Raw genomic sequence first — 23731 nt, 5'->3', positions numbered from 1 at the left:
CCATGATCTCGGTGCTGCTGCTGGCCTTCTCGGGGCCGAACGACCCGCCTGCCAAGTGCTTCCGCACGAACGAGTTCGGCGACCTGCCGACCTGCACGTACAGCGGGGGTGAGTGGGTGCGCAGCTACCCCTCCTCGGGGTTCGGCCCGGGGCCCGGTGGCGGCGGCGGCTTCGAGGGCGTCTTCGTGCTGTTCTTCGTGGTCGCGCTCGTCGCCGGCGTGGCCGGCACGGTCTGGAAGGTCTCGACGGCCCGGCGGATGGCGCGGGAGTCGGGGATGAGCGAGCGCGACGCCACGGCGATGTCGCTGCTGAGCGACGACGGCTTCGAGGCGACGTACCTGGCCTCGAACCTGCGGGGGCGCCCGACGACGCCGATCCCGGCGGCGACCCCGGGTCGCTCGACCGCCGACCGGTTGCGCGAGCTGGACAAGCTGCGCGTCGAGGGCCTGGTCAGCGACGAGGAGCACGAGACCGCGCGGCGGTCGATCCTCGAGGAGCTGTGAGGTTCAGCGCGCGCGGTAGGTGAGGTGGCCGCCGGTCACCTGGGTGCCGCGGCGCAGCCCGTCGCGGTAGGACAGCTCGATGCCGCGGACCTCGACGACGCCGGGTTGCGCGGCCTGCACACGGATGACGAGCTCCTGGTAGGGCTCGCCCCCGCCGACGACGAGGCGGGTGCCGTCGGTGACCCGCTCGAACGTGGAGCAGACGTCGGTGGGCGCCGTGCGCTGGCTGCCGACCCCGACGGCGCCCTGGCCCGGGTCCACCTCGCAGAGGTAGACCTCGAGGTCGGCGTCGGCGGTGTTCTTGGCGACCACCGGGGTGGCCGAGCGCAGCTCGAGCTCGCGGCGCTCCGCGTCGAGAGGTGGGCTGACGAGGCCGGCGTAGTAGGAGGTGCCGACCTCCTCACGGGCGGTGGACAGGGAGTAGCCGCCGGCGTCGCCGAAGACGTCGGGGTGGGTGACCCACCAGGTGGCGCCGCCCGCGCCGAGCGCCAGGGCCAGGCCGACTGCCGTCCAGCGAAACGGGTGGCTGGTCGTGCTCTTCATGTGACCTCCTGGGTCAGCGGGCGCGGTGGGTGAGGTAGCCGCCGGTCAGCTCGGTGCCGCGTCGCAGGCCGTCACGGTAGGACACCTCGGCGCCCTTCACCTTGACCACACCACGTCGGGTGGTGCGCACCTCGAGGACGAGCTGTTGGTGGGGGGAGCCCTTGCCGGTGAGGAACCGGGTGCCCTCGGTGACGGGCTCGAAGGTGCTGCAGGTCTTGGTCGGCGGCACTCGCTGGGCCATGACGCTGCCGAACCGGGCGTCGGGGTCGATCTCGCAGAGGTAGACGGTGAGCTCGGCATCGGCGGTGTTGGCGCGGACGACCGGTCGGACCGATCGCAGCTCGAGGTCGCGACGCTCGTCGTGCAGCGAGGTGGTGACGATCCCGAAGTACATGGTGCGCCCGCTGTCACGCTCGGAACGGAAGCCGTAGCCGCCCACGTCGTCGAACACGTCGGGGTGCGTGGCCCACCAGCCGGCGCTGCCGACGCCGATCAGAAGCGCTGTGACCAGCGCGAGCGGCCAGGCGCGGCGGCGTACCCAGTGCAGGGTGGTGCTCCCCATGGTTCCTCCCGAGATGAGGGTGGGCGCAGCGTAGCCCGACGGCTCAGGCGGTGAGGACCCAGTGGCCTGGTGATTCCAGGACCCAGGTGGGTTCGGGTGGGATGAGCCCGGGTGGGTCGGGGGCGCGGGAGTGGGTGGTCTGGCCGGCGGGTGAGGTGATCTCGACGTCGTGGGGGTCGAGGTCGTAGTGGTGCAGCACTCTGTGGTGCCAGCCGGGTTCTTCCTTGAGCTGGTTGCAGGCCGCGCAGAGGCCTTGGCCGTTGAGGGTGCTGGTGGGGCCGCCGGCGTGGTCGGGGGTGATGTGGTCGTGGTGGCGGATGGGGGCGTTGCACCACGGGGTGCGGCAGGTGCGGTCGCGCAGGGTGATGAACTGGCGCAGCAGCCCGTCGAAGGTCCGGCTGGTGGATTCCATGGCGACGAGCTGGTCGGTGTCGGCGAAGAGGCGGCGTACCCGGGTGCCCATCTCGGGGGCGCAGGCCAGGAGGTTGCGGGCCACGGAGGCGGGGATGGGGCCGCCGGCGCCGCCGTACATCGGCACGACCTCGGCCGGCTCGTCGGTGCCGGAGCCGTCGCCGAGGAGTGCTTCGGCGGAGATCACGATGTTGAGGGCGATGGGGGTGTGGGTGGCGGTGATCTGGCCGGTCAGGCGGGCCACGAACAGGTCGGCGATGATCTGGGAGTGGGTGCGGTCCTCGTCGGGCTGGGCCTTGAGCTGGGCGGCGCGTTGGTGCAGGGACTGCATGACCGCGGCCGCCTGGACATCGGAGATGATCGCGGTGATCTGGGCGGTGCCGTCCTCGCGTCGCTGGTAGGTGAGGTGGCGGTTGCGGTGGGCGCGTTCGCGGCGCCGGGCTGCGGCGTGGTCGTCGAGGCGCATCGCGATCCGCTGCGCGGCCAGGCGCAGCGCCCGGTCCCCGAGCGGTGTCCCGGTGGCCAGGAGCTCACCGAGGGCGGTGTCGAAGGCGGGACGCAGCGCGGAGTGGACGTGGTCGGCCTCGGTGGCGAGGATCTCGGCACGACGCTCGTTGATCACCCCGTCATCGAGGGCAGCCAGGACGTGGGGCAGGTCGTCGACCAGGGTGCAGGCCATCGCGCGCAGCCGGGCACCGCGGTGCGGTGACTCGTGGCGTGCGAGCGCGACCTGTGCACCCACCGACCGGTCACTGGCGTCGGCCTGGAGGTCGTCGAGGTGCGCGGTCAACCTGGCCTGGCGTGCGGCGAGGTGTGCCTTGAGGGCCTCGAGCTCCTCCAGCATCGCGACACACTCACCCGCGGTGGCGGGGAGAACGTCGCTCGAGGTCATGTCCTCGACCCTAGACGCGACCACCGACAACGACGTTCGACCGAGCCCGGCTCTCCACACACCGGGCGCTGCGGTCACTTCGCCGCGTTGCCCCAGGCTCGGGTACATGCGCGAAGAGCCCCGGCCGCGCGTGCGGTCGGGGCTCTTCGGGGTGGAATCAGGAGACGCGGACGTTCTCCGCCTGGGGGCCCTTTGGCCCCTGAGCGAGGTCGAACTCGACCTTCTGGTTCTCGTCGAGCGACTTGTAGCCGCCGGACTGGATGGCCGAGAAGTGAACGAACACGTCCTCGCCGCCGCCGTCCTGCGCGATGAAGCCGAAGCCCTTGTCGGCGTTGAACCACTTGACAGTTCCCTGAGCCATGATCTGTTCCTTTGCTCGGTACCGAGAGCAATGTGCTCTCAAGCCGCTGAAGACATCCACCTGTGCTGATGTCCAGCGAACCGAAAACCAGGAGTGCAAGATACGAGCCGCGGCATCTTGCGCGGCCAGGACGGCTTGCAGAGCCATCCCTTCAACAGGACCCACCATAGGGCATCGGTCGCGTGTCCTGGGTGTTGGCGAAATTTGCGCGAGCCCGCCGGATGGTTCCGCGCTGCGTCATCTGCGTCCACCGTCGCCTATGCGAATGAGACGTTGGCGCTCGCTCGTCGCCTGTCAGACGCCCCCGGCAGGGTCTACGGTGACCGGGTGTCCCTGACCCCAAGACGACGGTTCGGGGAATCGTTCGGGGTGGGGAGCGGAGCAGTGCGCTGGGGAGCGGTGGCGCTCCTCGTGCGACCGCTCTACATCGCGACCGAGTACGTCGTCGCGGCGGCGACGAAGGGTGGCTACAGCTTCGTCTCCGACTCGGTCAGCCGGCTCGGGGAGGTCGGCTGCTCGGCGGCGTACTGCTCACCGCGCCATGAGCTGATGAACGGCTCGTTCATCGTCTTCGGGGTCCTGCTGGCCGTCGGCGCGCTGCTGCTGCGTCGGTCGCTGGGGCCGTGGGTCACCGGGCTGCTCGTGATCTCCGGGTTGAGCTCGGCAGCGACGGGACTGGCGCCTCTCGACCAGGACGCCACCTTGCATGCGATCGCCGCGACGCCGCTGTTCGTGGCGCAGCCGGTCGCGCTCATCGTCCTGGGTGCGCGACTGCGTGGTGTCCGGCCGCGCATGGCCGGGGCGCTGCTGGTCGCGGGGGTGGTCACGGCGTCGGCCGCCGCAGCGTTCGTGCTGTCCGGGGACGGCTCCGCGGCGGGTGCCCTCGAGCGGCTGGCCCTGTGGCCGGTGCTGATCGGGTTGGCTGCGTTCGCTTGGACGCAGCTCGATCCCGACGGCCGGTCGGTGCAGCGGTCCTCGAGCGCCGATGGTGGCGCCCTCACGACCAGGTAGCGCGAGGCAGCCGGTCGGCCGGCTCGAAGCAAGTGAGTCGCCACCCCGTCGAGACCCGGACGTCAGCGACCAGCGCACCGACGACGACCCGGAGCATCCGGTTCAGCCAGTGGCTGCGGTGGGCTCCACGGCCGAGCGGGAGCCGACGTACGGCTCCAGCTGGGGCGCGGCGGACATCAGCAGGCCGCGTCGCCACAGCCGGTGCACGACGACGCCGGCGACCACGGCGCCGATCGAGCCGAGGGCCAGGTCGCCGAGGGTGTCGGCGTAGGCGTGCCGCTTCTCGGAGGACTTGCTGATGAAGGCGAAGTACTCCGCGATCTCCCACCCGACGGCGGCGGTGACGCCGAAGGCCAGCGAGCGCTCGACGACCGCGGCGAGGGTCGAGCTGTGCCGCATGGTCAGCAGGATGATGGCCGCGGTGATCAGCCCGGTGTTCATGAAGTGCATCAGGTCGTCGAACCAGACGACCGAGTCGTAGAGGTCGAGCCGGTTGCCGAGGGTGTCGGTGAAGCACGTGGCGGTGATCAGCAGGTCGGCCACCCACGGGAACGACGCCCGCTCGCGCCAGAACACCCACCACACCAGCGGCACCGTGAAGGCGAGCATCGGGTAGGCGGCCGCGCGCAGCCCCGCCGCCTTGTCCTCGACGTTGCCCAGGTCGGGGTAGAGCAGCGACATCACGAGGAGCATCACCAGGCCCGCCTTGGCGGTCACGTCGAGCGCCGCCACCAGCGGCGGGGTGTCATGGCGCAGGGCGTTGCTCTCGATCATCGGGCGCCACGGTATGCCACCGCTGCGCCACGACCGATTGCGCGTGGGCGAGCCGGCCCTGTCCCGGGCCAGGCTCCGGATAGCGTCCGGGGGTGGCCAGCTCCCGTCGTTCCCGACCCCGCCGCCGCGGCGCAGCCCCGCGGCCGTTGCCGGTCGCCGGGCCGGGGGAGCGGCTGTGGGTGCTCGACGTGCCGTACGGCACCCAGGTCGACGGCGCCTCCTGGCACCCCGCCGTCAAGACCCACCTGTACGTCGGGCGCGCGCTGCCCGCGCACCTCGCGCCGTACGCCCCGGGCCCGCACACGCTCGGCCGCTTCATCGAGAACACCCTCAACCCCGACGACCCGACCCCCCATCCCGAGCCGGACGACACGCTCGAGCCCCGACGGCTCCAGTTCGAGGCGGCCGACGCGATCGCCGAGCGCGCCGCGGCCGGCGGGCGGCAGTTCCTGCTCGCCGACGAGCCCGGCGTGGGCAAGACGATCTCGGCGGTCCTCGGCGCCAGCGCGGTCGGTGACCTGCGCGGGGCCCAGCGGGTGCTCGTCGTCGCCGACCGGCCCGCGGCCATCACCATCGGCCACTGGTGCCGCACCATCACCGCGCTCGGCGACAGCGGCCTCGAGTGGGTGGTGATCACCTGGGACCGCCTCGAGAAGGTCAAGGACCACACCTGGGACGTGATCATCGCCGACGAGGCCCACGCCCTGCGCCGCACCACCACCAAGCGGTGGAAGCACTGGGCCCGGGTCTCCGGCCACGCCAAGCCCCACGACAAGGCCCCCTTCGTCATCGCCACCACCGCCACGCCCGGCCACACGCCGCTGGAGCTGCCCTACCTCGCCCCCGCCTACGCCCAGGTGCTGGGTGAGCCGATGAAGGAGTGGACCTCCGCCGCCCAACCCGGGCCCGCCTTCGCCTCCGCGCTCGAGCGCCACGGCGTCGGCGTCGAGCAGGGCCGCTACGGCGCGACCTGGACCTCCGACCCGGGCCGCCGGGCCGCCGACCTCAAGCTCGTGCGCGGCTGGCTGGCCGACGAGCGGCCCCCGGCGATGCTCCACCGCGCCGCCCCGTGGGGGCCGGTGCCGATCTCCGGCATGCCGGTGACGCTCAGCCCGGCCGAGCGGGCGGCGTACGAGGCCGAGTGGGGTGAGTTCTGCCGCGAGATGGACATCGCCCGCCGCGGCCGGAACACCGCCAAGGGCCGGGCCGCGCTGCTGCGCTTCCGGCAGAAGGCCGGCCTGATCCGCGTCGACTCCACCGTCGACTGGATCGTCCAGCAGGTCCAGGCCGAGCGGCAGGTCGCCTGCTCGGTCGAGTTCGTCGCCACCGCTGCCGACCCGATCACCGACCGGCTGCGCGACGCCGGCATCGAGGTCGCCACCATCTACGGCCGCGACCGCTTCGACCCCGAGGCCGAGCGGCTGCGCTTCCAGACCGGCCAGGCGAAGGTCTGCGTCTTGACCACCGTCGCCTCGATCAGCCTGCACGCCGGCGAGAGCCTCGCCGACGGCCGCCAGGCCAGCACCGAGCCCCGCGTCGGTGTCTTCCACCAGGCCCGCTTCTCCGGCATCGCCGGACGCCAGGTGACCGGTCGCACCCACCGCGACCACCAGGTCTCGCCGTGGCACATCGCCTACGCCGAGGGCACCGTCGAGGAGCAGGTCGGCAAGGTGATGGTCGAGCGGATCGCCGCCGCCTCCGACACGGTCGGCAGCGACACCACCGGCCTCGCCGACCTCGCTGAGCTGCTCGGCGCCGACTGGCTGCCGACCGCGGCGCTGACCGAGGACGCCTGAGGAGCGGAAGAAGACGACCGGGTCGCTGGTTGTCGAGGCATGAAGAAGATCGGCTTCCTGTCCTTCGGTCACTGGAACCCCTCGCCGCAGTCGCAGACGCGCTCGGCCTCCGACGTGCTGCTCCAGTCCATCGACCTCGCGGTCGCCGCCGAGGAGCTCGGGGCCGACGGTGCCTACTTCCGGGTGCACCACTTCGCCCGCCAGCTCGCCTCGCCGTTCCCGCTGCTCGCGGCTGCGGGCGCCCGCACGAGCCGCATCGAGCTCGGCACCGGCGTGATCGACATGCGCTACGAGAACCCGCTCTACATGGCCGAGGACGCCGGCGCCGCCGACCTGATCTCCGGCGGCCGGCTCCAGCTCGGCATCAGCCGTGGCTCACCGGAGCAGGTCGTCGACGGCTTCAAGCACTTCGGGCACGACCCCGGCGAGGGCGACGACCACGCCCAGATGGCCCGCGACCACACCGCGCGGTTCCTCCGGGCCATCAGCGGCGAGCGGTTCGCCGAGCCTCACCCACGCCCGATGTTCCCCAACCCGCCCGGCCTGCTCGGCATCGAGCCGCAGTCACCGGGCCTGCGCGAACGGATCTGGTGGGGTGCCGGGACCCGCGCCACCGCCGTGTGGACGGGGGAGCAGGGCATGAACCTGATGAGCTCGACGCTGCTCACCGAGGACACCGGCGTGCCGTTCCACCAGCTCCAGGCCGAGCAGATCCGGATGTTCCGGGACGCGTGGAGCGAGGCCGGGCACCAGCGCGAGCCGCGGGTGTCGGTGAGCCGCAGCATCTTCCCCATCGTCAACGGCACCGACCGGGCGTACTTCGGCGCCGAGGCGGGCAGCCGCGACCAGGTCGGCCACATCGACGGTGGCCTGGCCCGGTTCGGGAAGTCGTACGCCGGCGAGCCCGACCAGCTCGTCCGCGAGCTCGCCGAGGACGAGGCGGTCGCGGCCGCCGACACCCTGCTGCTGACGGTGCCCAACCAGCTCGGCGTCGACTACAACGCGCACCTGCTCGACAGCGTGGTCAGGTACGTCGCCCCCGAGCTGGGCTGGCGCTGAGGCGCCCGTCGACGTCGCTCAGCAGGTGGGCTGGGGCCCGTCGAGCGCCTCGTTCCAGTGGGCGCGGACCATGAAGCAGGGGCGTTCTGGCTCCGTGGCCCCGGAGCCGGTGTCGGGCTCGGGGATCGCGGCGGAGGCGCTGCCCGCGAGTGCGAGGCAGAGCAGGGCGCCGGCGGTGCTGGTGGTGACGGTGCTGCGATGGTGGGACATCGGTCGCTCCTCTCGGAAGGGGGATGCTGCTCTCCTCCGAGGCTGCGCCGCACGCGCGCCCGTGGGTATTCGCCGTCAGGCGTATCTTGCGACGCGATCGCGCAGATCGAGGTCCGGCTCGTCGCTGCCGCGCAGCACGGCGAGCGCCTGCAGCCGGTTGTGCACGCCGAGCTTGGCGTAGACGTGCTCGAGGTGCTTGCGCACGGTGCTCGGCGCGATGTACATCGCCCGGGCGATCTCGGCGTTCGAGGCACCGGTCGCGACGTGCATCAGCACCCGCCGCTCCTGCACCGTCACCGACGCGGGCAGGCGGGGGGTGGGGCGCTCGCGCAGCAGCCGCTGCAGCAGGGGAGCGACCATCCGCAGCATCGCGAGGTCACGCTCCGAGAACTGGCGTCGGCGCCGGTCGAGGTAGACCTGGGCGACGCAGTCGCCGCCGACCCGGTAGCCGATCGCGACCCCGTCGACGCCGGGCATCGCCTCGCACGCCGCGGCCGCCGACGGGTGCTGGAGCCAGTGCATGAAGCCGACGAAGAGCGGGCCGTCCTCCTGGGGCTCCTCGTCGCGGGGCAACCAGTCGGGCAGCACGACCCGTTCGGCCACCAGCCGCCCGCTGTGCTCGACCAGCACGGCCCCCATCCCGTCGGCCGGTACCAGCGTGGCGAGCGCCTCCAGCGCCTCGGCCGGCGGCATCGGGTCGCCGGGCACGGGCTCGGCGGAGAGCAGCGTCGCGAGCGCGGACTGCTCGGCGGGGTTCAGCACCAGGTCGGCCATGTGGCCCCCTCGGGAGGAGGCTCCCGACGCTACGCCGGGGCACCGCTGCGCGCATCGCCATTTCTGGGCCGACGCCCACGCTCGACACCGCCGCCCGACGCACGGACACGTGGTCGGCGGGAGCGTCGCGCGCTGCTAGGCTCAGCGCGCTGATCACATCCTTTAACGATCCGTCCTGTGAGGCGGAGAAGGAGGTACGGCGTGCCCGTGCATGCCCCTGCCCCGGCGATCCTCGTGCTCGAGGACGGCCGCACCTTCCACGGCGAGGCGTACGGCGCCGCCGGGGAGACCTTCGGCGAAGCCGTCTTCAACACCGGCATGACCGGCTACCAGGAGACGCTCACCGACCCGTCCTACCACCGCCAGGTGGTGGTGATGACCGCCCCGCACGTCGGCAACACCGGCGTCAACGACGAGGACCCCGAGTCGCGCCGCATCTGGGTCTCCGGGTACGTCGTGCGCGACCCCGCCCGGGTGCCCAGCAGCTGGCGCTCGGTGCGCTCCCTCGACGAGGAGCTGCGCCAGCAGGGCGTGGTCGGCATCAGCGGCGTCGACACCCGCGCCCTGACCCGCCACCTGCGTGAGCGCGGCGCGATGCGCGTGGGCATCTCCACCACCGAGACCGACCCCGCGGCGCTGCTCGCCCGGGTGCAGGCCTCCGGCGAGATGGCCGGCACCGAGCTGGCCAGCGAGGTCTCGACCACCGAGGCCTACGTGGTGCCCGCCCACGGCGAGAAGCGCTTCACCGTCGCCGCCCTCGACCTGGGCATCAAGACGATGACGCCGCACCGGATGGCCGAGCGCGGCGTCGAGGTGCACGTGCTGCCCGCCACCGCGACCCTCGACGACGTGCTCGCCGTGCAGCCCGACGGCCTCTTCTACTCCAACGGCCCCGGCGACCCAGCCGCCACGACCCACCAGGTCGAGGTCCTCCAGGGCGCCCTCGAGCGCGGGGTGCCCTACTTCGGCATCTGCTTCGGCAACCAGCTCTTCGGCCGCGCGCTGGGCTTCGGCACCTACAAGCTCACCTACGGCCACCGCGGCATCAACCAGCCGGTGATCGACCGCACCACCGGCAAGGTCGAGGTCACCGCCCACAACCACGGCTTCGCCGTCGACGCCCCGCTCGACGGGCCCACCACCACGGCGTACGGCGAGGCCAGCGTCAGCCACGTCTGCCTCAACGACGACGTCGTGGAGGGTCTCGAGCTGCGCGGCGCCGACGGGGAGCTCAAGGGCTTCTCCGTGCAGTACCACCCCGAGGCCGCCGCGGGCCCGCACGACGCGGCGTACCTCTTCGACCGGTTCACGACTCTCATGGAGGGCAGGGCCTGATGCCCAAGCGCGAGGACATCAAGAGCGTCATGGTGATCGGGTCCGGCCCGATCGTCATCGGCCAGGCCTGCGAGTTCGACTACTCCGGCACCCAGGCGTGCCGGGTGCTCAAGGACGAGGGCCTGCGGGTCATCCTGGTCAACTCCAACCCGGCCACGATCATGACCGACCCCGAGTTCGCCGACGCGACGTACGTCGAGCCGATCACGCCCGAGTTCGTCGAGAAGGTGATCGCCAAGGAGCGCCCCGACGCGCTGCTGGCCACCCTCGGCGGGCAGACCGCGCTCAACGCCGCGATGGCGCTGGACGCGGCCGGCGTGCTCGAGAAGTACGGCGTGGAGCTGATCGGTGCCTCCATCGAGGCCATCGACCGCGGCGAGAACCGCCAGGTCTTCAAGAAGATCGTCGAGGACCTCGGCGGCGAGTCGGCCCGCTCGGCGATCTGCCACTCGATGGACGACTGCCTCGGCGCGGTCGGCGACCTGGGCTACCCGGTCGTCGTGCGCCCCTCCTTCACCATGGGCGGCGCCGGCTCGGGCATGGCCTACGACGAGACCGACCTGCGCCGCATCGCCGGCGCCGGCCTGGCCGCGAGCCCCACCACCGAGGTGCTCCTCGAGGAGTCGATCCTCGGCTGGAAGGAGTACGAGCTCGAGGTCATGCGCGACACCGCCGACAACGTGGTGATCATCTGCTCCATCGAGAACCTCGACCCGATGGGCGTGCACACCGGCGACTCGATCACCGTCGCCCCGGCGATGACGCTGACCGACCGCGAGTACCAGCACATGCGCGACATGGCGATCGGCATCATCCGCGAGGTCGGCGTCGACACCGGCGGCTGCAACATCCAGTACGCCGTCAACCCGCGCGACGGGCGCCTGGTCGTCATCGAGATGAACCCGCGGGTCAGCCGCTCCAGCGCGCTGGCCTCGAAGGCGACCGGCTACCCGATCGCCAAGATCGCGGCGAAGGTGGCCATCGGCTACACCCTCGACGAGATCCCCAACGACATCACCCTGCGCGCCGACGGCTCCAGCACCCCGGCCGCCTTCGAGCCGACCCTCGACTACGTCGTGGTCAAGGTGCCCCGCTTCGCCTTCGAGAAGTTCCCCGGCGCTGACCCGACCCTGACCACCCACATGAAGTCGGTGGGCGAGGCGATGGCGATCGGCCGCAACTTCACCGAGGCGCTGCAGAAGGCGCTGCGCAGCCTGGAGTCGAAGGACGCCGTCTTCGACTGGGAGAAGGACGAGGTCGACCTCGACAAGCCGGCCCTGCTCGAGGCCGTGCGCACCCCGCACGACGGCCGGCTGCGCAAGGTGATGGACGCGATCCGCGCCGGCGCCAGCCCCGAGGAGGTCTTCGAGGCCACCGGCATCGACCCGTGGTTCGTCGACCAGCTCACCTTGATCAACGAGATCGCCGTCGAGGTGACCGCGGCCCCCGAGCTGACCCCGACGCTGCTGCGCAAGGCCAAGCGGCACGGCTTCTCCGACCACCAGATCGGCAAGATCCGCGGGATGAGCGCCGACGTGGTGCGCGGGGTGCGCCACGCGCTGGGCATCCGCCCGGTCTACAAGACCGTCGACACCTGCGCCGCCGAGTTCGCCGCGGCCACGCCGTACCACTACTCCTCCTACGACGAGGAGAGCGAGGTGCTGCCGCGCGAGCGGCAGGCGGTGATCATCCTCGGCTCCGGGCCGAACCGGATCGGCCAGGGCATCGAGTTCGACTACTCGTGCGTGCACGCCTCGCTGGCGCTCTCGGAGGCCGGCTACGAGACCGTGATGGTCAACTGCAACCCCGAGACCGTCTCCACCGACTACGACACGTCCGACCGGCTCTACTTCGAGCCGCTCACCCTCGAGGACGCCCTCGAGGTGGTGCACGCCGAGATGGCCGCCGGCCCGGTCGCCGGTGTCATCTGCCAGCTCGGCGGGCAGACCCCGCTGGGCCTGGCGCAGGGCCTGGCGCGCAACGGCGTCCCGATCGTCGGCACCAGCCCCGACGCCATCGACCTGGCCGAGGAGCGCGGCGCCTTCGGCCGCGTGCTCGCCGAGGCGGGCCTGGTCGCGCCCAAGCACGGCACCGCGACGTCGTACGTCGAGGCGCAGCGCATCGCCGCCGAGATCGGCTACCCGGTGCTGGTGCGCCCCTCCTACGTGCTCGGCGGGCGCGGCATGGAGATCGTCTACGGCGACGAGTCGCTCGAGGCCTACCTGGAGAAGTACGTCGCGGCCGGGCTGATCAGCAGGGAGGCGCCGGTGCTGGTCGACCGCTTCCTCGACGACGCCGTCGAGATCGACGTCGACGCCATCTTCGACGGCGAGGAGCTCTTCCTCGGCGGCGTGATGGAGCACATCGAGGAGGCCGGCATCCACTCCGGCGACTCCTCCTGCGCGCTGCCGCCGATCACCCTGGGCGAGCTCGAGATCGGGCGCATCCGCGAGGCCACCGAGGCGATCGCGCGGGGCGTGGGGGTGCGCGGGCTGCTCAACATCCAGTTCGCGCTCGGCTCCGACATCCTCTACGTGCTCGAGGCCAACCCGCGCGCCAGTCGCACGGTGCCGTTCGTCTCCAAGGCGACCGCGACGCCGCTGGCCAAGGCCGCGGCCCGGGTGATGCTCGGCGAGAGCGTCGCCGACCTGCGCAAGGCGGGGCTGCTGCCGGTCTCCGGCGACGGCGGCACGCTGCCGGCCGACCAGCCGATCGCGGTCAAGGAGGCGGTGATGCCCTTCAACCGGTTCCGCACCCCCGACGGCGCCCAGGTCGACACCGTGCTCGGCCCCGAGATGAAGTCCACCGGCGAGGTGATGGGCTTCGACCGCGACTTCGGCACCGCCTTCGCCAAGGGCCAGGCCGCGGCCTTCGGGCCGCTGCCGACCTCCGGCAAGGTCTTCGTCTCGATGGCCAACCGCGACAAGCGCTCGATGATCTTCCCGGTCAAGGTGCTCGCCGACATGGGCTTCGAGATCCTCGCGACCCAGGGCACCGCCGAGGTGCTGCGCCGCAACGGCGTGGCCGCGACGGTCGTGCGCAAGCACTACGAGGGCCCCGGCCCGGCCGGCGAGAAGACCACCGTGCAGCTGATCCACGACGGCGAGATCCAGCTGATCGTCAACACGCCGTACGGCGCCGGCGGCGGCGGGCACGCCCGTCTCGACGGGTACGAGATCCGCACCGCGGCGGTGATGGCCAACGTGCCGTGCCTGACCACGGTGCAGGGCCTCGGGGCGGCGGTGCAGGGCATCGAGGCGATGCGCCGCGGCGACATCGGGGTGCGCTCGCTGCAGGACTGGGCCCGCCGCTCGTGAGCCCGGTGAGCCCGTACCGGGTGCTCTTCGACCGGGTCGCGACCCGCGTCGACCCCGAGCGCGCCCACCACGCGGGCTTCCGCGCGGTGCGGGCCGGGGCGCCGGTGCTGGGTCTGCGGGGGCTGCCGGGGCGGCCGGTGCAGGCGCTGGGGACCACCTTCCCCAACGTGCTCGGGATGGCGGCCGGCTTCGACAAGAACGCGGTCGGCATCGACGCGCTGGGCGCCCTCGGCTTCGGCCACGTCGAGGTCGGGACCGTCACCGGGCTGGCCCAGCCCGGCAACCCGCAGCCGCGGCTCTTCCGGCTCGTCGAGGACCGTGCGGTGCTCAACCGGATGGGCTTCAACAACGACGGTGCCGAGGTGGTCGCGGCCCGGCTCGCCGAGCGCGCCCGCCGCCGCGGCGACCGGCCGGGGCCGGTCCTGGGCGTCAACATCGGCAAGTCGAAGGTGGTGCCCGAGGACGACCAGGCCGCGGTCGAGGCCGACTACGAGACCAGCGCCCGGCTGCTGTCGCCGTACGCCGACTACCTCGTGGTCAACGTGTCCTCGCCCAACACCCCGGGGCTGCGCTCCCTGCAGGCCGTGGAGCGGCTCGAGCCGCTGCTGGCCCACGTGCGCCGCACCGCCGACGCCGCCACCGGTGGGCGCCGGGTGCCGCTGCTGGTCAAGATCGCCCCCGACCTCGCCGACGCCGACGTCGACGCGGTCGCCGACCTGGCCGTGGCGGGCCAGCGCGACGGGGTGCTCGACGGCCTGATCGCCACCAACACCACGATCTCCCGCGAGGGCCTGCGCACCCCGGCCGCCGACGTCGAGGCGCTCGGGGCCGGCGGCATCTCCGGGCGCCCGCTCACCGCCCGCTCCACCGAGGTGGTGCGGCGGCTGCGGCAGCGGGTCGGCCCCGGGCTGACCCTGGTCGGCGTGGGCGGCATCAGCACCGTCGAGGACGCCCGCGACCGCCTCGCCGCCGGCGCCGACCTGCTGCAGGCCTACACGGCGTTCGTCTACGAGGGGCCCGGGTGGCCGCGCCGCCTGGTCACGGGCGCCCAGGCATGAGGGACCAGGCGTGAGCGTGCCCGTCCACGTGGTCGCGGAGGTGCTGGCCAGCAAGCGCATCGGCGCCTTCCAGCACCTGACGCTGGTCGCGCCGGGGGTGGGGGAGCGCTTCCGGCCCGGCACGTTCCTGGCCGCCTCGGTCGGCTCGCCCGGCGACCCCGCCGGCCGCAGCCACCTGGGCCGCCGCGCGCTGTGGATCCACCAGGTCCGCCCGCTGGGCGGGTACGCCGCCACCGTGCAGGTCGTCGTCGAGCCCGGGGGGCCCGGCACCCGGTGGCTGGCCGGCCTCGAGCGCGGCGACCGCCTCGAGGTGACCGGACCCCTGGGCCGCCCCTTCGCGCTGCCCAAGGAGCCGGTGCCCACCGTCCTGGTGGGCGAGGGGTACGCCGCCGCCCCGCTCTTCACCCTCGCCGAGCGGCTGCGCGAGCGCGACTGCCCGGTGACGCTGGTGCTCGGCGCCGTCGACGAGGCGCACCTGCTCAACGCCCTCGAGGCCCGGCGCACCGCCCGCGCGGTCACCGTGGTGACCCGCGACGGCTCGGTGGGCGCCCGCGGCGGGGTCGTCGACGTCATCGACGACGTGCTGCGCCGCGCCGGCGCCGACGTCGTCTACGCGGCCGGCCCGGTGGCCACGCTGCACGCGGTGGCCCGCGCCGCGGAGGCGCACGGCGCCTGGAGCCAGACCGCGCTCGAGCAGCCGCTGACCTGCGCCACCGGGCTCTGCCAGGGCTGCCCGGTGCCGGTGGTCGGCGAGGACGGCGTGGCCCGCACCGCCCGCGCCTGCGCCGACGGGCCGGTGCTGCGCGGCGACCGGGTGCGCTGGGACGACCTCGCCGCCGCCGCCGGGAGCCCGTCGTGACCCTGCTCGCCGGGCTGCGCCTGGCCTCCCCGGTGCTGGTCGCCGCCGGCTGCGGCGGCACCGGCCGCGAGCTCGCGGCGTACGGGCCGCTGGAGGCGCTGGGCGCCTTCACCACCCGCACCGTCACCCTCGACGCCCGCGCCGGGGGAGCGCTGCCGCGCCTGGTGGAGACGCCCTCGGGGCTGCTGCACGCCACCGGCCTGCCCAACCCCGGCGTCGACGGGTTCCTGGCCACCGAGCTGCCCTGGCTGCTGCAGCAGCGGGCCCGCGTCGTGGTCTCGGTGGCCGCGCGCAGCCTCGGCGAGCTCGCCGAGCTGGCCCGGCGGCTCGGGACCGCCCCCGGCGTCAGCGCCGTCGAGGTCAACCTCTCGCCGCCCGACACCGGGCCCGAGGGCGACCTGATGACCGCGCGCGAGCCGTTCCAGGTCGGGGCCGCGGTCGCCGCCGTCGAGCGCGAGCTGCCCCGCGGCGTGCCGGTCCTGGCCAAGCTGCGCCCCGACGCGGTGCGCGTGGTCGAGGCGGCCCGGGCCGCGGTCGACGCCGGCGCCGAGGCGCTGGTGGTCGGCCAGGCGCTGCCGGGCGCGATGCCCGACGGTCGGGACGCCGGGCTCAGCGGGCCCGCGGTCGGTCCGCTGGCGCTGCGCTGCCTCACCGAGGTGCTGGCCGCGCTCGACGTGCCCGTCGTGGCCGGTGGTGGCATCACCACCGTCGACGACGTGCGGGCCCGGCTCGCCGCCGGGGCCGTCGCCGTGCAGGTCGGCGCCGCGCTGCTGCACGACCCCACCACCGCCGCGCGGCTGGTCGCCGCGCTGAGCCCCGACGCGACGAGCGAGGAGACACCGTCATGACCAGCACCTTCGGGAGCCGTCTGCACGCCGCCATGGCCGAGCGGGGGCGCCTGTGCGTCGGCATCGACCCGCACGCCTCCCTGCTGCACGAGTGGGGCCTCGACGACGACGTCGCCGGCCTCGAGCGCTTCGCGCTGTCGGTGGTCGAGGCGGTCGCCCCGGTCGCCTCGGTCGTCAAGCCGCAGTCGGCGTTCTACGAGCGCTTCGGCAGCCGGGGCGTGGCGGTGCTCGAGCGCGTCGTCGCCGAGTCGCGCGCGGCCGGCGCGCTGGTGCTGCTCGACGTCAAGCGCGGCGACATCGGCTCCACCTCGCAGGCCTACGCCGACGCCTACCTCGACCCGGCCTCCCCGCTGGCCTGCGACGCGGTGACCGTCAGCCCCTACCTCGGCCTGGGCTCCCTGGACCCCTTCGTCGAGACCGCGCGCCGCCACGACGGGGGCGTCTTCGTGCTGGCGCTGACCTCCAACAAGGAGGGCCCCGAGGTGCAGCACGCCGTCGGGGCCGACGGCGTGCGGGTGGCCGACCGGGTCCTGGACCACCTGCGCGCCCTCAACGCCGGCGCCGAGCCGCTGGGCTCCTTCGGCGCGGTGGTGGGCGCCACCATCACCCAGCCCGAGGACGGCCCCGCCTTCGACCTGGCCTTCGGCGGGCCGGTGCTGGCGCCCGGGTTCGGCGCCCAGGGCGGCACCGTCGCCGACGTGCGCCGCATCTTCGGGGCCTCGGCCGCCCACGTGCTGGCCAGCTCCTCGCGCGACGTGCTGCGCCTGGGCCCCGACCGGGTCGCGATGCGCGACGCGGTGCGGGCCACCAACGACGAGCTGGCGGCGCTCGGGTGAGGCCGCGCGTCGGCGCCCTGGCCACTGCCGGGCTCGCGCTGCTGCTCGCGGGGTCGCTGTCGGCCTGCGCCGAGGACCGCTTCGAGGCCTACTGCGAGCGCGTCGAGGAGCACCGGGTGGCGCTGACCGAGGCCGTCGCCGCGGGTGGGTCCGACGCGCTGCTGGGCGTGCTGCCGCGCCTGCAGGAGCTGCGCGACGAGGCGCCGCGCGACATCGCCGACGAGTGGCAGCAGGTCGTGGGGCGGCTCGAGGCGCTCGAGCGGGCGCTCGAGGACGCCGGTGTCGACCCGGCCTCCTACGACCGCGAGGCGCCGCCGGAGGACCTCGACGACCAGCAGCGCGCCGCGATCGACGGAGCGGCGCGCGAGCTGGTGCGCCCGACCACCGTCGCGGCCCTCCAGGCGGTCGAGACCCAGGTGCGCGACGTGTGCGGCACCCCTCTGTACCAGTGAGCCCCGCGACGCCCGCCTGGGCCCGTGGCGTTGCCGCCCGCTGAGAAGTCTGACTAGATTGGCCCCTCCTTGCACCGCTCCCGCACCGACACGAGGACCGAGACGACGTGGCACTCCCACCGCTGACACCCGAACAACGCCAGGCGGCCCTCGACAAGGCAGCCGCGTCCCGTCGGGAGCGGGCCGAGGTGAAGAACCGCCTGAAGAACTCCGGGGCCTCGATCGTCGACGTCCTCGCCGAGGGCGCGACCAACGAGGTCATCGGCAAGATGCGGGTCGTCGACCTGTTGCAGTCGATGCCCGGCCTGGGCAAGGTGCGCGCCAAGCAGATGATGGAGCGCATCGGGATCGCCGAGAGCCGCCGCGTGCGCGGCCTGGGCACCAAGCAGGTCGCCGCCCTCGAGAAGGAGTTCAGCTCCCGAGAGGCCCGGTGAACCCCCCGGAGCCCGCGCGTCGTACCCGTCTGGTCGTGCTGGCCGGCCCCACCGCGGTCGGCAAGGGCACGGTCGCTGCCGCCGTGCGCGACCTGCACCCCGACGTGTGGATCTCGGTGTCGGCCACCACCCGCGCCCCGCGCCCCGGTGAGGTCGACGGCGTGCACTACCGCTTCGTCGACGACGCCGAGTTCGACCGGCTCGTCGAGGCCGGCGAGATGCTCGAGTGGGCGGTCGTGCACGGCGCGGCGCGCTACGGCACCCCGCGCGGGCCCGTCGAGGAGGCCCTGGGCGCCGGACGCCCCTCGATGCTCGAGATCGACCTGCAGGGTGCGCGCCAGGTGCGGGCCACGATGCCCGACGCGCTGTTCGTCTTCCTCAAGCCGCCCTCGTGGGAGGAGCTGGTGCGCCGGCTGGTCGGTCGCGGCACCGAGACCGCCGAGCAGCGCGAGCGCCGCCTGCTCACCGCGCGCGAGGAGCTGGCCGCCGAGCCGGAGTTCGACGTGACCATCGTCAACCACGAAGTTCACGCCGCGGCCCACGACTTGGTAACCTTGATGATGCTCGACCCGAGCGCCAACCCCAACGATCTGTGAGGCCTTCTTGTCTGCCCCGAACATCGACGCCGTGGGAGTCACCAACCCCTCGATCGACGACCTGCTGACGAAGACCGACAGCAAGTACAAGCTCGTGCTGTACAGCGCCAAGCGCGCGCGCCAGATCAACGCCTACTACTCCCAGCTCGGCGAGGGCCTGCTGGAGTACGTCGGCCCCCTCGTGGAGACCCACGTGCAGGAGAAGCCCCTCTCGATCGCGCTGCGCGAGATCAACGAGGACCTGCTGACCTGTGAGGACGTCGACCCCGCGGAGCTCGCCGCCGAGGAGGCCGCCGCCAAGGCCGCTGCCGCCGACGCCGCCGCGTTCAGCCAGGGCGAGTGAGCTGAGCACCCACTCCGACACGCAGGCCGCTTCCCCGACGGGGGAGCGGCCCGCTGCCGTTCCGGGGCCGCGCGTGGTCCTCGGGGTCGCCGGCGGGATCGCGGCGTACAAGGCCTGCGAGCTGCTGCGCCGCCTCAGCGAGTCGGGCCACGACGTCACCGTCGTCCCGACCGCGGCCGCGCTGCGCTTCGTCGGCGCCCCCACCTGGTCGGCCCTGTCGGGCAAACCCGTCAGCGACGAGGTGTGGAGCGACGTGCACGAGGTCCCGCACGTGCGCATCGGCCAGCAGGCCGACCTGGTCGTGGTGGCCCCGGCCACCGCCGACCTGATGGCCAAGGCCGCCCACGGGCTGGCCGACGACCTGCTGACCAACACGCTGCTGACCGCCCGCTGCCCCGTCGTGCTGGCCCCGGCCATGCACACCGAGATGTGGGAGCACCCCGCCACCCGCGCCAACGTCGCGACCCTGCGCGAGCGCGGGGTGCTGGTGCTGGAGCCCGCCGAGGGCCGCCTGACCGGCGCCGACACCGGCAAGGGTCGGCTGCCCGAGCCCTCGGAGATCTTCGAGGCCTGCCGCGAGGTGCTGGTCGGGGGCGCGCGCCGCGACCTCGCCGGGCGCCACGTCGTGGTCTCGGCCGGCGGCACCCGCGAGCCGCTCGACCCGGTGCGCTACCTGGGCAACCGCTCCTCGGGGCGCCAGGGCTACGCGCTGGCCCGCGCCGCGCTGGCCCGTGGGGCCGAGGTCACCCTGGTCAGCGCCAACGCCACCCTGCCCGACCCCGCCGGGGTCAAGGTGCTGCACGTCGAGACCACCGCCGAGCTGCGCGAGGCCGTCGTGGGCGCGGCGCCCGGCGCCGACGCGGTCGTGATGGCCGCCGCGCCGGCGGACTTCCGCCCCGTCGACGTCAGCGCCGCCAAGATCAAGAAGCGCGAGGACGGCTCGGCCGCCCCCGTCGAGCTGGTGCAGAACCCCGACGTGCTGCTCGAGATCAGCCAGGACCGCGCGCGGCCCGGCCAGGTCGTGGTCGGCTTCGCCGCCGAGACCGGCGACGAGAGCGGCGGGGTCCTCGACCACGCCCGCGCCAAGCTGGCCCGCAAGGGCTGCGACCTGCTCGTCGTCAACGACGTCAGCGGGGGAGCGGTCTTCGGCAGCGAGGACAACCAGGGCATGATCCTGAGCGCCGACGGCGAGGCCGTCGACGTACCCCTGGGCTCGAAGTCGCAGCTGGCGCACGCGATCTGGGACCAGGTCACCATCCGGATGAGGGACTGAGCAGTCCCACCCGGTAGAAATGACACGCCCAGCCGATGACCGGTTGGGGTACCGCACACGAGGAGCCGAGATGTCCGGACGCCTGTTCACCTCCGAGTCGGTGACCGAGGGTCACCCCGACAAGATCGCCGACCAGATCAGCGACGCCGTCCTCGACGAGATGCTGCGCCAGGACCCGCACAGCCGGGTGGCCGTGGAGACCCTGCTGACCACCGGCCTGGTCGTCGTGGCCGGCGAGGTCGCGACCACCGGCTACGTCGACATCAAGTCGATCGTGCGCCAGCGCATCCTCGACATCGGCTACGACCACTCCGACAAGGGCTTCGACGGCACCACCTGCGGCGTGATGGTCGCCATCGGCGGCCAGTCGGGCGACATCGCCCAGGGCGTCGACACCGGCTACGAGTCGCGCCTGGAGTCCTCGGTCGACGCGATGGACAAGCAGGGCGCCGGCGACCAGGGCCTGATGTTCGGCTACGCCTGCGACGACACCCCCGAGCTGATGCCGCTGCCGATCAAGATCGCGCAGACGCTCTCGGAGAAGCTCTCGGCGGTGCGCAAGGACGGCACGCTGGCCTACCTGCGCCCCGACGGCAAGACCCAGGTCACCGTCGAGTACGACGAGGACAACAAGCCGGTGCGCATCGACACCGTCGTGCTCTCCACCCAGCACGCCGAGGACGTCGACCTCGAGACGATGCTCCAGCCCGACATCAAGAAGCACGTCATCGACCCGGTGCTGGCCTCCTTCGACATCCCCAGCGAGGGCTACCGCCTGCTGGTCAACCCCACCGGGCGCTTCGTGGTCGGCGGCCCGATGGGCGACGCCGGCCTGACCGGCCGCAAGATCATCGTCGACACCTACGGCGGCATGGCCCGCCACGGCGGCGGCGCCTTCTCGGGCAAGGACCCCTCGAAGGTCGACCGCTCCGCGGCCTACGCGATGCGCTGGGTGGCCAAGAACGTCGTCGCCGCGGGCCTGGCCCGCCGCTGCGAGGTCCAGGTCGCCTACGCCATCGGCAAAGCCCAGCCCGTCGGTGTCTTCGTCGAGACCTTCGGCACCGGCACCGTGGCCGACGACGTCATCCAGAAGGCCGTCCTCGACGTCTTCGACCTGCGCCCCGCCGCGATCATCGACGCCCTCGACCTGCTGCGCCCGATCTACGCCCAGAGCGCCGCCTACGGCCACTTCGGCCGCGAGCTGCCCGACTTCACCTGGGAGCGCACCGACCGTGCCGACGCGCTGAAGGCGGCCGTCGGCGCCTGAGGCCGCCCGTGCATGAGTCCCCGGTCGACCGGGGACTCATGCACTTGTCAGGGGTTGCACCACCTGACAAGTGAGCGACTCGCCCGTCCAGTACGACGCTCGGTGCTGCCCGCTCCGGCGTCGGCGGCGGCTGCTAGACAACACCTATGCCCGCCCGCCCCGAGGATGCCCAGCCCGAGCTGCTGCCCGGGCTGGTGCGCGCCACCCTCAAGGAGTCGCAGGCCAAGGCCCGGGCCACCCGGGAGCGCAAGGCGGCGCAGGCCGAGACCGCCGCCGAGCTGCCGGTGGCGCGGGTGCTGGTCGACGTGCCGCTGGCCCACCTCGACCGGCCCTTCGACTTCTCGGTGCCGGCCTCGATGGCCGACGACGCGGTGCCGGGGGCGCGGGTCAAGGTGCGCTTCGCCGGTAAGGAGACCGACGGCTTCCTGGTCGAGCGGGCCGCGACCAGCGAGCACACCGGCGCCCTGCTGCCGCTGCGCCGGGTGGTCAGCGCCGAACCGGTGCTCACCCCCGAGGTGGCCGCGCTCACCGCGGCCGTCGCCGAGCGGTACGCCGGCAGCCGCGCCGACGTGCTGCGCCTCGCGGTGCCGCCGCGGCACGCCACCACCGAGAAGGCCGAGGTGGCTTCGCCGCCGCCGGCGCCGGCGCACCCGCTCGACGACGCCCGGGCCGCGTGGGCCGAGCACGCCCACGCCGCGGCCTGGCTGGGCCACCTGCGCGACGGCGGCGCCCCGCGGGCGGTGTGGAACCCGCCGCCGGGTGCCGACTGGCCGCTGCTCGTGGCCCACGCCGCGCTCAGCGCCCCCGGGGGCGTGGTGGTGTGCCTGCCCGACGGCAAGGACGTCGAGCGGGTCGACGCCGCGCTGACCTCGCTGGCCGGCGAGCGGCCCGAGCACGCCGTGCTCACCGCCGACCTCGGCCCCGCCGCGCGCTACCGCTCCTTCCTGCAGCTGGCCCGCGGCCACCGCCGCATCGCCGTCGGCACCCGGGCCGCGGCCTTCGCCCCGGTCGCCGACCTGTCCCTGGTGGTGGTGTGGGACGACGGCGACGACCTGCACGCCGAGCCGCGCGCCCCCTACTGCCACACCCGCGAGACCCTGCTGCTGCGCGCCGAGCTGGCCGGGGCGGCCGCCCTGGTCGGTGGCTTCGCCCGCAGCGTCGAGGCCGACCACCTGCTGCGCAGCGGCTGGGCCCACGAGCTCTTCGCCCCGCGCGAGCGGGTGCGGGCCGCGGCCCGTGTCGAGGTCGCCGGCGCCACCGACTTCGACCTGGTGCGCGACCCCCGGGCCCGCACCAGCCGGCTGCCGCGCCAGGTCCTCGACCTGCTGCGCTCGGCCCTGCCCGAGGGCCCGGTGCTGGTGCAGAACCCGCGCCAGGGCTACGTCGCGTCGCTGGCCTGCGAGCGCTGCCGCACCCCGGCGCGCTGCGCGACGTGCTCGGGCCCGCTGCGCCTGCCCTCGCCGACCACCCCGCCCTCGTGCCGCTGGTGCGGCACCGAGGCGGCCACCTGGGCCTGCTCCGAGTGCGGCCACCGTGGCCTGCGGGCGCCGGTCCTGGGCGAGGCGCGCACCGCCGAGGAGCTCGGTCGCGCGTTCCCGTCGGTGCGGGTGCGCACCTCCGCGCGCGACGGCGTGCTGGCCCGGGTCGACGAGGAGCCCGCCATCGTGGTCGCGACCCCCGGCGCCGAGCCCGTGGCCGAGGGCGGGTACGCCGCCGTGGTGCTGCTCGACGCCTGGCTGCTGCTGGCGCGCCCCGACCTGCGCACCGACGAGGAGGCGCTGCGCCGCTGGGCCAACGCCGTCGGTCTGGTGCGGCCCGGCGGCCGGGCGATGGTGGTCGCCGACGCCGCCCTGGCCCCGGTGCAGGCGCTGGTGCGTTGGGACATGGGTGGCTTCGCCGCCCGGGAGGCCGACAGCCGGGCCGAGGCCCACCTGCCGCCGGCCTCGCGGCTGGCCACCATCACCGGCGAGCCGGGCGCCGTCGACGACGCACTGGTGCTGCTCGAGGTGCCCGAGCCCGCCGAGGTGCTCGGCCCGGTCGAGCTGCCCGACGACGAGGGCCGCAGCCGGGTGGTGGTGCGGGTGCCGCGGGTCCAGGGGCACGCGCTGTCGCGCGCCCTGGGCGACCTGCAGCGGATGCGCTCCTCGCGCAAGCTCGACCCGGTGCGGATCCAGGTCGACCCGCCGAGCCTGTGACCCGGCCCGGGCTCCTAGGATG

The 23731-nt window shown here is 73.7% G+C and carries 24 protein-coding genes; 17 read left to right on the top strand and 7 right to left on the bottom strand.

Going from position 1 to position 23731, the window contains the following annotated elements; all coding sequences use genetic code 11:
- Window positions 1-2 precede the first annotated feature (2 nt).
- Window positions 3-503, top strand: coding sequence for an SHOCT domain-containing protein (locus tag OCU29_RS17410; protein ID WP_261820924.1), 501 nt, complete (start codon window positions 3-5; stop codon window positions 501-503).
- Window positions 504-506: 3 nt separating this feature from the next.
- Here OCU29_RS17410 and OCU29_RS17405 read toward each other — a convergent pair whose 3' ends face one another.
- From OCU29_RS17405 to OCU29_RS17390, 4 genes are all read right to left on the bottom strand, one after another.
- Window positions 507-1046 (bottom strand): hypothetical protein, encoded by a 540-nt coding sequence (locus tag OCU29_RS17405; protein WP_261820923.1) that lies wholly within the window; start codon window positions 1044-1046, stop codon window positions 507-509.
- A gap of 13 nt (window positions 1047-1059) precedes the next feature.
- Complete coding sequence (locus OCU29_RS17400; protein WP_179616385.1) at window positions 1060-1608, bottom strand: hypothetical protein; 549 nt, start codon at window positions 1606-1608, stop codon at window positions 1060-1062.
- A 43-nt stretch (window positions 1609-1651) separates the two neighbouring features.
- Window positions 1652-2911 (bottom strand): HNH endonuclease signature motif containing protein, encoded by a 1260-nt coding sequence (locus OCU29_RS17395; RefSeq protein ID WP_261820922.1) that lies wholly within the window; start codon window positions 2909-2911, stop codon window positions 1652-1654.
- Window positions 2912-3068: 157 nt separating this feature from the next.
- Window positions 3069-3272 carry a cold-shock protein gene (locus OCU29_RS17390; RefSeq protein WP_101523180.1) on the bottom strand — a complete coding sequence of 68 codons (204 nt, stop codon included), beginning with the start codon at window positions 3270-3272 and terminating at the stop codon, window positions 3069-3071.
- A 369-nt stretch (window positions 3273-3641) separates the two neighbouring features.
- Between OCU29_RS17390 and OCU29_RS17385 the strand changes: the two genes are divergently transcribed.
- A complete protein-coding gene (locus OCU29_RS17385; protein ID WP_261820921.1) occupies window positions 3642-4283 on the top strand; it encodes a DUF998 domain-containing protein in 642 nt (213 codons plus the stop codon).
- A 102-nt stretch (window positions 4284-4385) separates the two neighbouring features.
- Here the strand turns inward: OCU29_RS17385 and OCU29_RS17380 are convergent, their stop codons facing one another.
- A complete protein-coding gene (locus tag OCU29_RS17380) occupies window positions 4386-5057 on the bottom strand; it encodes a hypothetical protein (RefSeq protein ID WP_261820920.1) in 672 nt (223 codons plus the stop codon).
- Between the two features lie 92 nt (window positions 5058-5149).
- On the opposite strand from OCU29_RS17380, the gene OCU29_RS17375 reads away from it, so the two are divergent.
- Window positions 5150-6853, top strand: a complete 1704-nt coding sequence (locus OCU29_RS17375) for a helicase (protein ID WP_261820919.1) — start codon at window positions 5150-5152, stop codon at window positions 6851-6853.
- Window positions 6854-6892: 39 nt separating this feature from the next.
- Entirely contained in the window at window positions 6893-7912 is a 1020-nt protein-coding gene (locus tag OCU29_RS17370) for an LLM class flavin-dependent oxidoreductase (RefSeq protein WP_261820918.1), read from the top strand.
- Between the two features lie 18 nt (window positions 7913-7930).
- Here the strand turns inward: OCU29_RS17370 and OCU29_RS17365 are convergent, their stop codons facing one another.
- Window positions 7931-8122, bottom strand: coding sequence for a hypothetical protein (locus OCU29_RS17365; RefSeq protein ID WP_261820917.1), 192 nt, complete (start codon window positions 8120-8122; stop codon window positions 7931-7933).
- A gap of 75 nt (window positions 8123-8197) precedes the next feature.
- Window positions 8198-8896 (bottom strand): helix-turn-helix transcriptional regulator, encoded by a 699-nt coding sequence (locus tag OCU29_RS17360; protein WP_261820916.1) that lies wholly within the window; start codon window positions 8894-8896, stop codon window positions 8198-8200.
- Window positions 8897-9097: 201 nt separating this feature from the next.
- On the opposite strand from OCU29_RS17360, the gene carA reads away from it, so the two are divergent.
- The 13 genes from carA to OCU29_RS17295 all read left to right on the top strand — a co-directional run bounded on the left by carA (window position 9098) and on the right by OCU29_RS17295 (window position 23709).
- Window positions 9098-10231, top strand: coding sequence for a glutamine-hydrolyzing carbamoyl-phosphate synthase small subunit (carA, locus tag OCU29_RS17355; protein ID WP_261820915.1), 1134 nt, complete (start codon window positions 9098-9100; stop codon window positions 10229-10231).
- On the top strand, window positions 10231-13548 hold the full coding sequence (carB, locus tag OCU29_RS17350) for a carbamoyl-phosphate synthase large subunit (protein WP_261820914.1): 3318 nt from the start codon (window positions 10231-10233) through the stop codon (window positions 13546-13548). The genes carA and carB overlap by 1 nt, the downstream gene beginning before the upstream one ends.
- A gap of 20 nt (window positions 13549-13568) precedes the next feature.
- Window positions 13569-14606 (top strand): quinone-dependent dihydroorotate dehydrogenase, encoded by a 1038-nt coding sequence (locus OCU29_RS17345; protein WP_370463681.1) that lies wholly within the window; start codon window positions 13569-13571, stop codon window positions 14604-14606.
- Between the two features lie 10 nt (window positions 14607-14616).
- Window positions 14617-15465: a hypothetical protein gene (locus OCU29_RS17340; protein ID WP_261820912.1), complete on the top strand. Its 849-nt coding sequence runs from the start codon at window positions 14617-14619 to the stop codon at window positions 15463-15465.
- Window positions 15462-16313, top strand: a complete 852-nt coding sequence (locus tag OCU29_RS17335) for a nitronate monooxygenase (protein WP_261820911.1) — start codon at window positions 15462-15464, stop codon at window positions 16311-16313. Before OCU29_RS17340 ends, OCU29_RS17335 begins: the two co-directional genes overlap by 4 nt.
- Window positions 16310-17149 (top strand): orotidine-5'-phosphate decarboxylase, encoded by an 840-nt coding sequence (pyrF, locus tag OCU29_RS17330; protein WP_179616399.1) that lies wholly within the window; start codon window positions 16310-16312, stop codon window positions 17147-17149. Before OCU29_RS17335 ends, pyrF begins: the two co-directional genes overlap by 4 nt.
- Entirely contained in the window at window positions 17146-17601 is a 456-nt protein-coding gene (locus OCU29_RS17325) for a hypothetical protein (RefSeq protein ID WP_261820910.1), read from the top strand. Before pyrF ends, OCU29_RS17325 begins: the two co-directional genes overlap by 4 nt.
- A 107-nt stretch (window positions 17602-17708) precedes the next feature.
- The gene (gene mihF / locus OCU29_RS17320; RefSeq protein ID WP_179616401.1) at window positions 17709-18035 is read left to right on the top strand and encodes an integration host factor, actinobacterial type; all 327 of its coding nucleotides are present in this window, start codon (window positions 17709-17711) and stop codon (window positions 18033-18035) included.
- Window positions 18032-18631: a guanylate kinase gene (gene gmk, locus OCU29_RS17315; protein WP_179616402.1), complete on the top strand. Its 600-nt coding sequence runs from the start codon at window positions 18032-18034 to the stop codon at window positions 18629-18631. The genes mihF and gmk overlap by 4 nt, the downstream gene beginning before the upstream one ends.
- A 7-nt stretch (window positions 18632-18638) precedes the next feature.
- The gene (gene rpoZ / locus OCU29_RS17310; protein ID WP_179616403.1) at window positions 18639-18974 is read left to right on the top strand and encodes a DNA-directed RNA polymerase subunit omega; all 336 of its coding nucleotides are present in this window, start codon (window positions 18639-18641) and stop codon (window positions 18972-18974) included.
- A gap of 73 nt (window positions 18975-19047) precedes the next feature.
- Complete coding sequence (gene coaBC / locus OCU29_RS17305; protein WP_261820909.1) at window positions 19048-20247, top strand: bifunctional phosphopantothenoylcysteine decarboxylase/phosphopantothenate--cysteine ligase CoaBC; 1200 nt, start codon at window positions 19048-19050, stop codon at window positions 20245-20247.
- Between the two features lie 70 nt (window positions 20248-20317).
- Window positions 20318-21514 carry a methionine adenosyltransferase gene (metK, locus tag OCU29_RS17300; RefSeq protein ID WP_179616405.1) on the top strand — a complete coding sequence of 399 codons (1197 nt, stop codon included), beginning with the start codon at window positions 20318-20320 and terminating at the stop codon, window positions 21512-21514.
- 146 nt (window positions 21515-21660) lie between these two features.
- Window positions 21661-23709: a primosomal protein N' gene (locus tag OCU29_RS17295; RefSeq protein ID WP_261820908.1), complete on the top strand. Its 2049-nt coding sequence runs from the start codon at window positions 21661-21663 to the stop codon at window positions 23707-23709.
- Window positions 23710-23731 lie beyond the last annotated feature (22 nt).

The sequence above is a fragment of the Nocardioides sp. OK12 genome, assembly GCF_024341885.1.
Taxonomy (GTDB): domain Bacteria; phylum Actinomycetota; class Actinomycetes; order Propionibacteriales; family Nocardioidaceae; genus Nocardioides; species Nocardioides marinisabuli.
The sequence above is the reverse complement of the archived record's forward strand: the minus strand, read 5'-3'. Positions and strand labels throughout refer to the sequence as shown.

Bases quoted from the DNA above. Each gene is read 5' to 3' on its own strand.
- OCU29_RS17295 (WP_261820908.1), top strand. From the start codon at position 21,661: ATGCCCGCCCGCCCCGAGGATGCCCAGCCCGAGCTGCTGCCCGGGCTG.
- metK (WP_179616405.1), top strand. From the start codon at position 20,318: ATGTCCGGACGCCTGTTCACCTCCGAGTCGGTGACCGAGGGTCACCCC.
- OCU29_RS17380 (WP_261820920.1), bottom strand. From the start codon at position 5,057: ATGATCGAGAGCAACGCCCTGCGCCATGACACCCCGCCGCTGGTGGCG.
- OCU29_RS17365 (WP_261820917.1), bottom strand. From the start codon at position 8,122: ATGTCCCACCATCGCAGCACCGTCACCACCAGCACCGCCGGCGCCCTG.
- OCU29_RS17395 (WP_261820922.1), bottom strand. From the start codon at position 2,911: ATGACCTCGAGCGACGTTCTCCCCGCCACCGCGGGTGAGTGTGTCGCG.
- OCU29_RS17400 (WP_179616385.1), bottom strand. From the start codon at position 1,608: ATGGGGAGCACCACCCTGCACTGGGTACGCCGCCGCGCCTGGCCGCTC.
- pyrF (WP_179616399.1), top strand. From the start codon at position 16,310: ATGACCAGCACCTTCGGGAGCCGTCTGCACGCCGCCATGGCCGAGCGG.
- OCU29_RS17360 (WP_261820916.1), bottom strand. From the start codon at position 8,896: ATGGCCGACCTGGTGCTGAACCCCGCCGAGCAGTCCGCGCTCGCGACG.
- OCU29_RS17405 (WP_261820923.1), bottom strand. From the start codon at position 1,046: ATGAAGAGCACGACCAGCCACCCGTTTCGCTGGACGGCAGTCGGCCTG.
- carB (WP_261820914.1), top strand. From the start codon at position 10,231: ATGCCCAAGCGCGAGGACATCAAGAGCGTCATGGTGATCGGGTCCGGC.
- OCU29_RS17390 (WP_101523180.1), bottom strand. From the start codon at position 3,272: ATGGCTCAGGGAACTGTCAAGTGGTTCAACGCCGACAAGGGCTTCGGC.
- OCU29_RS17370 (WP_261820918.1), top strand. From the start codon at position 6,893: ATGAAGAAGATCGGCTTCCTGTCCTTCGGTCACTGGAACCCCTCGCCG.
- OCU29_RS17410 (WP_261820924.1), top strand. From the start codon at position 3: ATGATCTCGGTGCTGCTGCTGGCCTTCTCGGGGCCGAACGACCCGCCT.